Below are 13,345 nucleotides of genomic sequence, written 5' to 3'. Positions count from 1 at the left end.
TCAACAGTGGGGACGATCCGCGCTCGCGCGAGGCTCAGTGCGGCAGAGTGGTAGATCCCTCACACTTTTGGTTTTTTAATTTCGAACGAGTTTGCAAATGAAATATTTATTTCTCAAACTAAGGGTAACCAATAACCCTCAGGCTGTTCACGGAGTCAACGTCGGGATCCCGACCCTTCCAGGCAGCAGACACCAAAAAGGAAATCCTAGCTATGAATGCAGCAGTAAAGCGGCTCGACGTCATCTGTATAGGTCGGGTGGCCGTCGACCTCTATGCCCAGCAGATCGGTTCGCGGCTAGAAGACGTTGCCAGTTTCGCGAAATATCTGGGCGGCTCCTCCGGCAACGTGGCCTTTGGCACCGCGATTCAGGGGCTGAAATCGGCCATGCTGGCGCGCGTTGGCGATGAACACAACGGCCGTTTCCTGCGCGAAACGCTCAACCGCGCCGGGGTGGATACTGAGTATCTGATTACCGACAAATCCCGCCTGACCGCGCTGGTGATGCTGGGGATAAAGGATCAGGAGACTTTCCCTCTGATTTTCTACCGCGATAACTGCGCCGATATGGCCTTAACGCCTGACGACATCAGCGAGGAGTATATTGCCTCCTCCCGGGCGCTGGCGGTGACCGGCACCCATCTGTCGCATGCCAACACCCGCGCCGCGGTGCTGAAGGCGCTGGAGTACGCCCGCCGTCACGGCCTGCGTACCGCGCTGGATATCGATTACCGTCCGGTGCTGTGGGGACTCACCTCGCTCGGCGATGGCGAAACCCGTTTCATTGAGTCCGGGCCGGTCACCAGCCAGCTGCAGGAAGTGCTGCATCTGTTCGATTTGGTGGTGGGAACCGAAGAAGAGTTTCATATTGCCGGGGGCAGCACCGATACCCTGACCGCGCTCAAAAATGTGCGCCATGCCACCAAAGCCACCCTCGTCTGCAAGCGCGGGCCGATGGGCTGCGTGGTGCTGGAAGGCGACATCCCGGACAGCTGGGACCAGGTGCCGCTGCAGCAGGGCGTGCGCGTGGAGGTGCTCAACGTGCTGGGCGCCGGAGATGCCTTTATGTCTGGCCTGCTGCGCGGCTGGCTTAACGACGAGGGCTGGGAGCAGGCTTGCCGTTATGCCAACGCCTGCGGGGCGCTGGTGGTCTCCCGCCACGGCTGTGCGCCAGCGATGCCGACCAAAGTCGAACTCGATGACTACCTGCAGCGCGCCGAATCGGTGCCGCGCCCGGACGTCGACGAGCGCCTCAACCACCTGCACCGGGTGACCAGCCGCCGCCAGCAGTGGCCGGAGCTGTGCATTTTCGCCTTCGACCATCGCAAACAGCTGGCCGATCTGGCGCGGGAGACCGGGCGCGATGAAGCCTGCATTCCGCAGCTCAAGCTGCTGTTGTTGGCCGCGGCCGAAGCGGCGGCGCAGGAGGCGGGCCTTGACCAGCGCAGCGGTATTCTGGCCGACGGCACCTACGGCCAGCGTGCGCTGAACGCCATTACCGGCAAGGGCTGGTGGATCGGGCGCCCTATCGAACTGCCCAGCTCGCGGCCGCTGCGTCTGGAGCATGGCAACATCGGCTCGCAGCTGATCGACTGGCCGCTGGAGCATGTCGTCAAATGTCTGGTCTTCTATCACCCGGACGACCCGGCGGCGCTGCGTGCAGAGCAGGACGCCCTGCTGCTCGAGGTGTGGCAGGCCTGTAACAAGTCAGGCCATGAATTGCTGCTGGAGGTGATCCTGCCGGAAAATGGCCCGGACAAAGACGAGCGCCATTACCACACCATGCTGGAACACTTCTATCAGCTGGGGATCAAGCCGGACTGGTGGAAGCTGCCGCCGCTCTCCAGCGCCAGCTGGCAGCAGATCACCGCCCTTATCGAGCGCGAAGATCCGTGGAGCCGCGGGATCCTGATCCTCGGTCTCGACGCGCCTTCCGACAAACTGCGCGCCGGTTTTGCCGAGGCGGCCGCACACCCGATGATCAAAGGTTTCGCCGTCGGGCGCACCATCTTTGGCCAGCCGTCGCGGCGCTGGATGCAGGGTGAGCTCAGCGATGAGGCGCTGATAGAGGAAGTGAAACGCAACTACCTGACGCTTATTGGCTACTGGCGCGAAGCCCGCCGCTGATCCCCCGACGCCCGTCTCCGTCACCTTGCGGAGCGGGCGTTTTTCTGTTTCTTCGTGAAATGAATCGCGTATTTCGTCGCAATAAATGAAAAATTCGCTTCATTTGGTACACTGGAAGCCATATTCCTTCCATTTTCTCAGAGCGCACTCTATGGCCAATAACCCAACACAGCTGACCATCCTGCAGGATGAAATCAGGCGTCGCTACGATACGTTAAGCAAACGCCTGAAACAGGTCGCCCGCTATATCCTTGATAACAGCAATAGCGTGGCTTTCGATACCGTGGCCTCCATTGCGCAACAGGCGGACGTTCCCCCTTCCACGTTGATTCGTTTTGCCAACGCCTTCGGCTTCAGCGGCTTTAACGAAATGAAACAGATGTTCAAGCAGCATTTGATGGAAGAGACCGCCAACTATACCGAGCGCGCCCGTCTGTTCCGCCAGACCACCAGCGATGAGTCCAGCCCGCCGGAAACGCCGACGGAAATTCTCAATATGTTCACGATGGTGAACAACCAGGCGCTGCAGCAGCTGGCGATGCAGACCTCCAGCGATGAGCTGGAGCGCGCGGTGGCCCTGCTGGGCGAGGCGGAAAATATCTACGTCATTGGCCTGCGCCGGTCGTTCAGCGTCGCCTCCTATCTGACCTATGCGCTGCGCCACCTCGATCGCAAAGCCTTTCTGATCGACGGCCTCGGCGGCATGTTCACCGAGCAGCTGAGTCTGGTCGGCCCGAAAGACGTGGTGGTGGCGGTGAGCTTCTCGCCGTACGCCCGGGAAGTGGTCGAGCTGGTGGAGCTGGGCGCGCAGCGCAAAGCGCGGCAGATCGCCATTACCGACAGCCAGGTCAGCCCGCTGGCGGCCTTCAGCGATGTCTGCTTTGTGGTGCGGGAAGCGCAGGTGGATGGCTTCCGCTCGCAGGTTGCTTCCCTGTGCCTGGCCCAGACGCTGGCGGTGTCGCTGGCGCTGAACAGCAGTCAGGAGTCTGAGGCCAAGCAGAAGGCGTGAAATAAGCCGCCTGGCGTTAGTTGCCCGGCGGAGTTGTATAAGCCTGCGGGAGGCGCCAGTAGGCCGGGCAAGGCATTTATGCCGCCATCCGACACAAAGACGGGTATGGCGTCGGAGGTGTCCTGCCCGGCGGCGCTGCGCTTGCCGGGCCTGGGATATGTGCGCCTGCGGGATGCCGTAGAGACTGTTATCGGTTTGCAACTTTCCCGGCCAGACAATGCGTTTATTACGTGTAACTTCAGCGAAATTTGCGCTCCCGGTTAATCGTCTGCGTTATGCCTGGCATGGCGCAGGGAGCGCACAGGGGGCGGCCAGTCGCCGCCGCCCCCTGTACCCCCGGGCTCCGGCCAGCAAAATCGCCGCTGCGCGGTCCCTTCGACTTATCCCTGCAGGCTTCGGGTCGGGCCGAGGCAGCGTCCGTGCAAAACACGGCCCTCAGCCCGCATCCATGCGGGCTGCCCCGGCCTTCCGGGAACGTCTCAGCGATTTTGAGGCCGTCAGCACCGGCAGTTTCAGTCGCGCAAGTGGGTAAATCAGGGACAGGTCGCAGGGACCCTGTAGGCCGGGCCAGGCACAGCCGCCACCCGACAACATCCCAGGTATCGAGTCTGATATCTTGTCCGGCGGCGCTGCGCTTGCCGGGCGTGGGGTATATGGGCTCAGGAGAGGATCCTGTAGGCCGGATAAGCGTAGCGCCATCCGGCACAGTCACGGGTACGGTGCCTGACGGCCCGGCAACGCTGCGCTTGCCGGGCCAGGGAGTGGGATTCCGCGGAGCCTTTCGCTAAAAAACACCCGCAGCCTCAAACAACAAGGCCGGTTAGCATCGCTAACCGGCCTTTTTTATCGGCGTCTACGCGTCACGTTAGTCGTGACGCGGATACTCCGGCGTGTTGATCCAGGCGTGGTCCTCTTCCCAGGTGAACAGCCATTTCCGATCCGGTCCGGCCATGACGTTCAGATAGTAGCTGTCGTAACCGGCAATCGCCGCCACCGGATGGTAACCGCGCGGCACCATCACCACATCGTGGTTATAGGGCGCCATACAGGCGTCCAGGCTGCGGTCGTCGGTGTAGACCCGCTGGAAGGCAAAGCCCTGCGGCGGATCGAAGCGGTGATAGTAGGTCTCTTCCAGTTGCGTTTCTTTGCCCGGCTGGGCGGTATCGTGCTTATGCGACGGCCACGAGCTGGTGGCCCCTTCGTCGGTGTAGACTTCCACCACCAGCAGGCAATCCGCCTCGGCGCTGTCCGGCAGAATATTATGCACCCGACGCTGGTTGCGCCCTTTCCCACGATGCTCGACGCCGACGTCTTCCGGCCGAATAAGGCGTGCCGGGAAGCTGCCTTTGCCCGGCGCGCTACACACCGCCAGCTCCAGATCGGAATCGGCGGTCACCTCGACCCGATCCTGCGGCGGCACGTACACCGACCACGGCGGGGTGCGTTCAAACGGCGACATCCGTTTACCGAGATTCGGGAAATCGGCCTGCTGCGTTTTCACCGACGCCAGGCCGGCAACCAGCACCAGGCACAGCTCGCGGTCGCCGCTCTCCAGCGTCACGGTCTGCCCTTTTTTCAACATCCAGACATCAAAGCCGATATAGCGCCAACCGGCGCTTTGCGGCGTAATATGCTGGATCTGTCCCTCTTTTCGCGATTTAGCCAGTAACGACATGGCGCTCTCCTTCGCCGATTAACCTAACGTCGGCATGCTGAATTCAGATACGGTCTGCTGCCCTGCCGGCCAGCGTACGGTGGCGGTCTTCATGCGTGTGTAGAAGCGCACGCCGTCCGGCCCGTGAACGTTCAGCGCCCCGAACACTGAGCGCTTCCAGCCGCCAAAGCTGTGGAACGCCATCGGCACCGGGACCGGCACGTTCACCCCAACCATCCCCGCCTGCACGTCGTGGACGAATTCACGCGCGGTGTGGCCGTTGCTGGTGAAGACGGCGCTGCCGTTGCCAAACTCGTGGCTGTTGACCAGTTCGAGGGCGCTGTCATAGTCCGCCGCGCGCACAATCCCCAGCACCGGGCCAAAGATCTCTTCGCGCCAGATGGTCATCTCCGGGGTGACGTGATCGAACAGGGTGCCGCCGACATAATAGCCCGCGTCGTAACCCGGCACGCGCAGTTTGCGGCCATCGACCACCAGTTTTGCCCCTTCGCTTTCGCCTTTATCAATATAGCCGAGGACTTTTTTCTGGTGAGTATCAGAAACCACCGGCCCCATCTCGTTCTCTTCCTGGCCGCGCATACAGCCCGGGCCCACTTTCAGCGCCTCCACCAACGGCTTCAGGCGGGCGATCAGTTTGTCGGCGGTTTCATCTCCCACCGCGACCACCACCGGCAGCGCCATGCAGCGCTCGCCTGCGGAACCGAAGGCGCCGCCCATAATGGCGTTAACGGTGGCGTCAAGATCGGCATCCGGCATCACTATCGCGTGGTTTTTGGCGGCGCCAAAGGCTTGCACGCGCTTGCCGTGGGCGCTGGCGGTCTTATAGATATACTCCGCCACGCCGGAGGAGCCAACGAAGCTCACTGCCGCAATGCGCGGGTCAGTGTACAGCTGCTCGGCATCTTCATTGCTGCAGTGCACGACGTTAAACACGCCGTCCGGCAGACCAGCCTCTTTCAGCAGCTCTGCCAGACGCACGGCGGCCGTCGGCGCCAGCGCCGGCGGTTTGAGGACGAAGCTGTTGCCGCAGGCCAGCGCCAGCGGGAACATCCACATCGGCACCATCGCCGGGAAGTTGAACGGGGTGATCCCGGCCACCACGCCCAGCGGCTGCATCAGCGAATAGCTGTCGACGCCGGTGCCGACGTCAGAAGAGTATTCACCTTTAATCAGGTGCGGGATCCCGCAGGCGAATTCGACCACTTCCATGCCGCGGGTCAGCTCGCCCAGCGCATCCGACCACACTTTGCCGTGCTCGCTGACGATGATCCCCGCCAGCTCTTCCACGTGCTGCTCCAGCAGCATTTTGAAGTTGAACAGCACGCGGGCGCGGCGCAGCGGCGTGGTACGGGACCAGCTGTCAAACGCATCGCGAGCAACCTGAATCGCCTCAGAGACTTCCTGCGCGGTCGATACCGTGACTTCGCGCACCGCTTTGCCCGTCGCCGGATCGTACACCGGCATCGTTTCGTTGCTGCTGCTGATAACGGTTTTCCCGCCAATAAAGTTTCCTGTGATCGTCATGTTCTCGCCTCATAGTGAAGAGGGCCAGCGCACGCCGGCCCGTCGCTGATTCTGCTGTGCTATAACCGTAGTAAAATGAAATTTATATTTCAACATTGTTGTGAAATGAAATTTCATTTTGGTGATAACAGTCGCATTTTGCGCTCACGCATCGCTTACACGCTTCCCCCATCGAGCCGCGCCGCCTCGTGATGCCAGGCTCCCCGTCCCGGTCGCTCCCGCCGCGGCGGCCGGGAATATTTTGCGAGGCAGCTCAAACAATCATCATTTTCATTCTTGCTTATTTTGGAATAAACGTTTTGACTGTTAGCCAATTGAACGAACCTAACCCTCTTCCGTCAGGAGTGTCCTATGGCCATCGCAATGCAACGTTTTTGTATTAACCGCAAAATCGCGCCAGCGCTCAGCATTGAAGCGTTTTTCCGTCTGGTGAACCGTCTGGGCCTGAATAAAGTCGAGCTGCGCAACGATTTACCCAGCGGGAAGGTGACCGACGATTTAAGCCATCAGCAGGTGCGCGAGCTGGCGGCGCGTTATCACATCGAGATCCTGACGATTAACGCGGTCTATCCCTTTAACCGCCGTAGCGAAGAGGTGCGGCAGCTGACCGAGTCGCTGCTGAAAGAGGCTCAGGCCATCGGCGCCAAATCGCTGGTGCTCTGCCCGCTCAACGACGGCAGCGAGGTGCCGGCCAGCGACACCCTGGGCGCCCTGCGCGATCTGGCCCCGCTGTTCGCCTTCTACGGCATCCACGGCCTGGTGGAGCCGCTGGGCTTCCCGCAAAGCTCGCTGCGATCGGCGCACCAGGCGCAGACGCTGATCCATGACGCGCGCGTGCCGTTTAAGCTGCTGATCGACACCTTCCATCACCATCTCTACCCGCAGGCGGCGGACGAGTTCAGTCAGGTGGAGGTAGCGGACATCGGGCTGGTCCACCTTTCCGGAGTGGACGATACCCGTCCGCGCGAGCAGCTCACCGATGCCGAGCGCATCATGCTGACGCCGCAGGATCGTCTCGGCACCTGCGAGCAGGTTAAGGCCCTGGAAGCCCGTGGCTATCAGGGGATATACGCTTTTGAACCCTTCGCTCCCGAGCTGGCGCAGTGGAGCGAAGCGGATATCGAGCGCGAAATTGAGCAGAGCATCGCGCTTATCCAACGCCACTGCGCCTGAGGCCTCTCGCGACAGCGTGCGCGGCGCGTGACGATTTCCCCAACGCCGGACGACGAGGTTGCCTATAATCGTCGCAGGATAAATGGAGGAATCGATCATGAGCTCACCCCTGTTGATTGCGCGCACGCTGGATAACACGCTCTATTTGCTGCCCGCCATGGCCAACCGCCATGGGCTGATCACCGGTGCAACCGGCACCGGTAAAACCGTCACCCTGCAAAAGCTGGCTGAGTCGTTTTCGGAGATTGGCGTGCCGGTATTTATGGCGGACGTCAAGGGCGACCTGACCGGCATTGCCGCCGCGGGCCAGAGCTCAGAGAAACTGCAGGCGCGGCTGGAGAAGATCGGCGTCAGCGACTGGGAGCCGCACGCCAACCCGGTGGTGCTCTGGGATATCTTTGGCGAAAAGGGCCACCCGGTGCGGGCGACGGTCTCCGATCTTGGCCCCCTGCTGCTGGCGCGCCTGCTCAATCTCAATGAGGTGCAGAGCGGCGTTCTGAACATTATTTTCCGCATCGCGGACGACCGCGGCCTGCTGCTGCTCGACTTCAAAGACCTCCGCGCCATCACCCAGTTTATCGGCGACAACGCCAAATCTTTCCAGAATCAGTACGGCAATATCAGCAGCGCCTCGGTCGGCGCCATCCAGCGCGGGCTGTTGACCCTGGAGCAACAGGGCGCCGGGCACTTCTTCGGCGAGCCGATGCTGGATATTGCCGACTGGATGCGCGTCGATGCCAGTGGCAAAGGGGTGATCAATATCCTCAGCGCTGAAAAGCTCTACCAGATGCCGAAGCTCTACGCCGCCAGCCTGCTGTGGATGCTCTCCGAGCTGTACGAGCGCCTACCGGAGGCGGGCGATCTCGACAAGCCCAAACTGGTGTTCTTCTTCGATGAGGCGCATCTGCTGTTCAACGATGCGCCGCAGGTGCTGCTGGATAAAATCGAACAGGTGATCCGTCTTATCCGCTCCAAGGGCGTCGGCGTCTATTTTGTCTCGCAGAACCCGGCGGATATTCCCGACGCTGTGCTCGGCCAGTTGGGCAACCGTGTGCAGCACGCGCTGCGCGCCTTTACGCCGAAGGATCAGAAAGCGGTGAAAACCGCCGCCCAGACCATGCGCGCCAACCCGGCCTTCAGTACCGAACAGGCGATCCAGGAGCTGGGCACCGGCGAGGCGCTGATCTCCTTCCTCGATGAGAAAGGCAGTCCGTCGGTGGTCGAGCGGGCGATGGTTATCGCTCCCTGCTCGCGGATGGGGCCAGTCAGCGATGACGAGCGCAATGGCCTGCTGAATCACTCGCCGCTGTACGGCAAGTATGAAGAGGAGGTGGACCGCGAGTCGGCCTTCGAGATGCTGCAGCAAGGGGTGCAGGTCACTACCGAGCAGCAGTCGGCTCCGCCGGCGAAGGGTCAGCAGAGCGGAGAAGACGACGGGCTGCTCGGCGGCCTGAAAGATATCCTGTTCGGCAGCACCGGCCCGCGCGGCGGCAAACGCGACGGTATCGTGCAGACCGCGGCGAAAAGCGCAGTTCGCCAGGTCACCAATCAGATCGTCCGCGGCATGCTGGGCAGCCTGCTGGGCGGACGCAAGCGCTAAAAAAAAAGCCCCCTCATCAATGAGGGGGCTTAGGTTTCAGGCTTACCCGCTAGGCCTTACGCATCATCAGCCAGAGGCTTATCAGGAAGAAGCTAGCGCTTGGCAACAGCGCGCCGATGATCGGCGGTATGCCGTACACCAGGGTCAGCGGGCCGAAAATCTGATCCAGCACGTAGAAGATAAAGCCGAAGCTAATCCCCGTCACTACCCGGACGCCCATCGGCACGCTACGCAGCGGGCCAAAGATAAACGACAGCGCCATCAGCATCATCACCGCCACCGACAGCGGCTGGAAGATTTTGCTCCACATATTGAGCTGGTAGCGTCCCGGATCCTGACCGCTGGATTTCAGGTATTTCACATAGTTGTGCAGCCCGCTGATCGACAGCGCATCCGGATCCAGGGCCACCACGCCGAGCTTGTCCGGCGTCAGGTTGGTTTTCCAGGTACCGCTCACCATCTGCGACCCGGTCACCTGCTTCGGATCGGTCAGATCGGATTCATCCACCTGCGACAGGCGCCACACTTTATTCTCGCTATCGAATTTTGCCGAGGCGGCATAGCGCACCGACTGTAAACGACGCTCCGGGTTGAAGGCATAAATGCTGACGCCCCCCAGCTCATCGTTACCTTTCACCCGTTCGATATAGACAAAGTTATGGCCATCTTTCGCCCACAGCCCCTGCTGGGTGGAAAGAAGCGAACCGCCGTACATCTGCTGGGCGCGGTAGTTGCGCGCCATCTGTTCGCCCTGCGGCGCCACCCACTCGCCGATCGCCATGGTCAGCAGCACCAGCGGGATAGCGGTTTTCATCACCGCCAGCGCCACCTGCAGCCGGGTGAAACCGGACGCCTGCATCACCACCAGCTCGCTGCGCTGGGCCAGCATCCCCAGCCCCAGCAGCGCGCCAAGCAGCGCCGCCATTGGGAAGAAGATCTGGATGTCTTTCGGCACGCTGAGGATGGTATAGAGGCCGGCGCCCAGCGCGTCGTAACTGCCCTGCCCGGACTTTTTCAGCTGATCGACAAACTTGATAATGCCGGAGAGCGACACCAGCATGAACAGCGTCATCATGATGGTGTTGAAAATCGTCTTACCGATATAACGGTCAAGTACGCCAAACGCCTGCATCAGGCCGCTCCTTTATTAAAACGGGCGCGGAAGCGGCGCATCGGCACCGTGTCCCACAGGTTTAACAGCACCGCCAGCGCAAAATAGAGCAGGTTGATCGCCCACATCCAGATAGCCGGGTCCATTTTGCCTTTGCCGCCGTTCGACTTGATTGAGGTCTGCAGCAGGAAGAACACCAGGTAGAGCAGCATCGCCGGCAGCATCGACAGCACGCGGCCCTGGCGCGGGTTCACCACGCTGAGGGGCACCACCATCAGCGCCATAATGAAGACCGTCGCCACCAGCGTGAAGCGCCAGTGCAGTTCGGCGCGCGCGCGGTCGGTGTGGGTCTGCCACAGAGTGCGCATATCCATCTGTTCGGTGTCGTCCGGATCGGAGGTCACCGCCTGGTGGCCGATAATGGCCTGATAGTTATTGAAATCGGTAATGCGGAAATCGCGCAGCATCGCGGTGCCTTCAAAGCGGGTGCCCTTGTTGAGGGTCACCACCTGCGAACCGTCTTTCTGCTGCGACAGCTCGCCGGAATCCGCCACCACCACGGAAGGTCGCGCGTTGCCTTTCGGACGCAGCTGGGCAAGGAAGACGTCATGGAAGCGGTTGCCGTTGACGCTCTCGATAAACATCACCGCGTTACCATCGCTGGCCTGCTGGAACTGGCCCTGGGCCAGAGCGGCCATGCCGGGGTTAGCCTTGGCTTCCGCCAGCACTTCATCCTGATGGCGCGACGACCACGGCCCCGCCCACATCACGTTGACCGCCGCCACCGCGCCGGTGAACAGCGCGAGGATCATCGCCGCCTTGATCAGCACGGCTTTACTCAGGCCGCAGGCGTGCATCACCGTAATTTCGCTTTCGGTGTACAGCTTGCCGAGGGTCATCAGCAGGCCAAGGAACAGACTTAACGGCAGGATAAGCTGCGCCATCTCCGGGATGCCGAGCCCCAACAGCGAGAGCACCAGATTGGTTGGGATATCGCCATCCACCGCAGCGCCGAGGATCCTGACTAATTTCTGACAAAAGAAAATCAGTAACAGGATGAATAGGATCGCCAACTGGCTTTTCAGCGTCTCACGAACCAGATATCTTATGATTATCACTATAAATACGCCCGTAAAAACCCGTTTTAGTGCAGGAAAATTGCTTGTTTCATGGCTTAAACGTCATTTATTCTCTTTGGTCGTCGAAAACGTCGCTAAGATTAAATGACTCATCGGTTCTGCATGTCAGGATCTTTTCTGACGAACCCAGGCCTTAATAACGTTAAGATTAACACGAAGTCACCGCAACAGCGGATATGAGTTACGAAAGCTTGCAATTATATACTCAATGGATTTCGAGTTGTAAGAAGGCAGCAGGGCTGTGGCCCCTGGCGCGCACAATGTGCCACGTCAGGGTAAGCAGGCGCAGCCGGCGCATCTGCAACTTGAAAGGCGACGAGTATAGCCGTAGCCACCACTGTTGTCTTTAAGATTCAGGAGCATAGTGCATGGAGTTCAGTGTAAAAAGCGGTAGCCCGGAGAAGCAGCGGAGCGCCTGTATCGTGGTCGGCGTCTTTGAACCACGTCGCCTCTCCCCCATCGCCGAACAACTCGATAAAATCAGCGACGGCTACATCAGCGCCCTGCTGCGTCGCGGCGAGCTGGAAGGCAAACCTGGCCAGACGTTATTGCTGCACCATGTGCCGAACATTCTGTCTGAGCGCATTCTGCTGATTGGCTGCGGCAAAGAGCGCGAACTGGATGAGCGTCAGTACAAGCAGGTCATCCAGAAAACCATCAATACCCTGAATGATACCGGTTCAATGGAGGCAGTCTGCTTCCTGACCGAGCTGCACGTCAAGGGTCGTAACAACTACTGGAAAGTTCGCCAGGCGGTGGAAACCGCCAAAGAGACGCTGTACAGCTTCGACCAGCTGAAGACCAACAAAAGCGAGCCGCGTCGCCCGCTGCGTAAAATGGTCTTTAACGTGCCGACCCGTCGCGAGCTGACCAGCGGCGAACGCGCCATTCAGCACGGGCTGGCGATCGCCGCCGGCATCAAAGCGGCGAAAGATCTCGGCAACATGCCGCCGAACATCTGTAACGCCGCCTATCTGGCCTCCCAGGCACGCCAGCTGGCCGATACCTATAGCAAAAACGTTATCACCCGGGTGATCGGCGAACAGCAGATGCGCGAGCTGGGAATGAACGCCTACCTCGCCGTCGGCAACGGTTCGCAGAACGAGTCGCTGATGTCGGTCATCGAGTATAAAGGCAACCCGTCGGAAGACGCGCGCCCTATCGTGCTGGTCGGTAAAGGCCTGACCTTCGACTCCGGCGGCATCTCCATCAAGCCGGCTGAAGGCATGGACGAGATGAAGTACGACATGTGCGGCGCCGCGGCGGTGTACGGGGTGATGCGGATGGTTGCTGAGCTGCAGCTGCCGCTGAACGTGATCGGCGTGCTGGCGGGCTGTGAAAACATGCCTGGCGGTCGCGCGTATCGCCCGGGCGATGTTCTGACCACCATGTCCGGCCAGACGGTGGAAGTGCTGAACACCGACGCCGAAGGCCGTCTGGTGCTGTGCGATGTGCTGACCTACGTTGAGCGCTTCGAGCCGGAAGCGGTTATCGATGTCGCAACGCTGACCGGCGCCTGCGTGATTGCCCTCGGCCATCACATCACCGGCCTGATGTCGAACCATAACCCGCTGGCCCATGAGCTGATCGGCGCCTCTGAACTGGCGGGCGACCGCGCATGGCGTCTGCCGCTGGCCGATGAGTTCCAGGACCAGCTGGAATCCAACTTTGCCGATATGGCGAATATCGGCGGCCGTCCTGGCGGCGCGATCACCGCCGGCTGCTTCCTGTCGCGCTTCACCCGCAAGTACAACTGGGCGCACCTCGACATCGCCGGCACCGCCTGGCGTTCCGGCAAAGCCAAAGGCGCCACCGGTCGTCCGGTCGCTCTGCTGTCGCAGTTCCTGCTCAATCGCGCGGGTTTTAACGGCGAAGAGTGATGTGACATGCCGGGTGGCGGCGATGCCTTACCCGGCCTACAAACGGCAGCACACTGTAGGCCCGGTAAGCGTAGCGCCACCGGGCAACATGCTTTAATTCAGCACAAG

At 60.7% G+C, this 13,345-nt stretch carries 9 protein-coding genes; 5 read left to right on the top strand and 4 right to left on the bottom strand.

Going from position 1 to position 13,345, the window contains the following annotated elements; translation table 11 throughout:
* Window positions 1-212: 212 nt before the first annotated feature.
* On the top strand, window positions 213-2,126 hold the full coding sequence (iolC, locus tag GQR96_RS02535; RefSeq protein WP_069734328.1) for a bifunctional 5-dehydro-2-deoxygluconokinase/5-dehydro-2-deoxyphosphogluconate aldolase: 1,914 nt from the start codon (window positions 213-215) through the stop codon (window positions 2,124-2,126).
* 151 nt (window positions 2,127-2,277) lie between these two features.
* Window positions 2,278-3,135, top strand: a complete 858-nt coding sequence (locus tag GQR96_RS02530) for a MurR/RpiR family transcriptional regulator (protein WP_004206536.1) — start codon at window positions 2,278-2,280, stop codon at window positions 3,133-3,135.
* 865 nt (window positions 3,136-4,000) lie between these two features.
* Here the strand turns inward: GQR96_RS02530 and iolB are convergent.
* Window positions 4,001-4,810, bottom strand: coding sequence for a 5-deoxy-glucuronate isomerase (gene iolB, locus GQR96_RS02525; RefSeq protein ID WP_023291777.1), 810 nt, complete (start codon window positions 4,808-4,810; stop codon window positions 4,001-4,003).
* Window positions 4,811-4,828: 18 nt separating this feature from the next.
* Window positions 4,829-6,334 (bottom strand): CoA-acylating methylmalonate-semialdehyde dehydrogenase, encoded by a 1,506-nt coding sequence (locus GQR96_RS02520; RefSeq protein WP_004146794.1) that lies wholly within the window; start codon window positions 6,332-6,334, stop codon window positions 4,829-4,831.
* Window positions 6,335-6,685: 351 nt separating this feature from the next.
* Here GQR96_RS02520 and GQR96_RS02515 point away from each other — a divergent pair, with 351 nt between their 5' ends.
* Window positions 6,686-7,507, top strand: coding sequence for a TIM barrel protein (locus GQR96_RS02515; RefSeq protein ID WP_023319606.1), 822 nt, complete (start codon window positions 6,686-6,688; stop codon window positions 7,505-7,507).
* Window positions 7,508-7,604: 97 nt separating this feature from the next.
* A complete protein-coding gene (locus tag GQR96_RS02510; protein ID WP_017900563.1) occupies window positions 7,605-9,107 on the top strand; it encodes a helicase HerA-like C-terminal domain-containing protein in 1,503 nt (500 codons plus the stop codon).
* A 49-nt stretch (window positions 9,108-9,156) separates the two neighbouring features.
* Here GQR96_RS02510 and lptG read toward each other — a convergent pair whose 3' ends face one another.
* Together lptG and lptF are read right to left on the bottom strand one after the other, a co-directional pair.
* Window positions 9,157-10,239: an LPS export ABC transporter permease LptG gene (gene lptG, locus GQR96_RS02505; RefSeq protein WP_002886956.1), complete on the bottom strand. Its 1,083-nt coding sequence runs from the start codon at window positions 10,237-10,239 to the stop codon at window positions 9,157-9,159.
* The gene (gene lptF, locus GQR96_RS02500) at window positions 10,239-11,336 is read right to left on the bottom strand and encodes an LPS export ABC transporter permease LptF (RefSeq protein ID WP_012969078.1); all 1,098 of its coding nucleotides are present in this window, start codon (window positions 11,334-11,336) and stop codon (window positions 10,239-10,241) included. The genes lptG and lptF overlap by 1 nt, the downstream gene beginning before the upstream one ends.
* Window positions 11,337-11,725: 389 nt before the next feature.
* Between lptF and pepA the strand changes: the two genes are divergently transcribed.
* Entirely contained in the window at window positions 11,726-13,237 is a 1,512-nt protein-coding gene (gene pepA / locus GQR96_RS02495; protein WP_004206531.1) for a leucyl aminopeptidase, read from the top strand.
* Window positions 13,238-13,345: the final 108 nt, after the last annotated feature.

It is taken from the genome of Klebsiella sp. PCX, assembly GCF_021869705.1.
In the GTDB taxonomy this organism is placed as follows: Bacteria; Pseudomonadota; Gammaproteobacteria; order Enterobacterales; family Enterobacteriaceae; genus Klebsiella; species Klebsiella quasipneumoniae.
The sequence above is the reverse complement of the archived record's forward strand: the minus strand, read 5'-3'. Positions and strand labels throughout refer to the sequence as shown.

Bases quoted from the DNA above. Each gene is read 5' to 3' on its own strand.
- GQR96_RS02515 (WP_023319606.1), top strand. From the start codon at position 6,686: ATGGCCATCGCAATGCAACGTTTTTGTATTAACCGCAAAATCGCGCCA.
- iolB (WP_023291777.1), bottom strand. From the start codon at position 4,810: ATGTCGTTACTGGCTAAATCGCGAAAAGAGGGACAGATCCAGCATATT.
- GQR96_RS02510 (WP_017900563.1), top strand. From the start codon at position 7,605: ATGAGCTCACCCCTGTTGATTGCGCGCACGCTGGATAACACGCTCTAT.
- GQR96_RS02530 (WP_004206536.1), top strand. From the start codon at position 2,278: ATGGCCAATAACCCAACACAGCTGACCATCCTGCAGGATGAAATCAGG.
- lptG (WP_002886956.1), bottom strand. From the start codon at position 10,239: ATGCAGGCGTTTGGCGTACTTGACCGTTATATCGGTAAGACGATTTTC.
- pepA (WP_004206531.1), top strand. From the start codon at position 11,726: ATGGAGTTCAGTGTAAAAAGCGGTAGCCCGGAGAAGCAGCGGAGCGCC.
- GQR96_RS02520 (WP_004146794.1), bottom strand. From the start codon at position 6,334: ATGACGATCACAGGAAACTTTATTGGCGGGAAAACCGTTATCAGCAGC.
- iolC (WP_069734328.1), top strand. From the start codon at position 213: ATGAATGCAGCAGTAAAGCGGCTCGACGTCATCTGTATAGGTCGGGTG.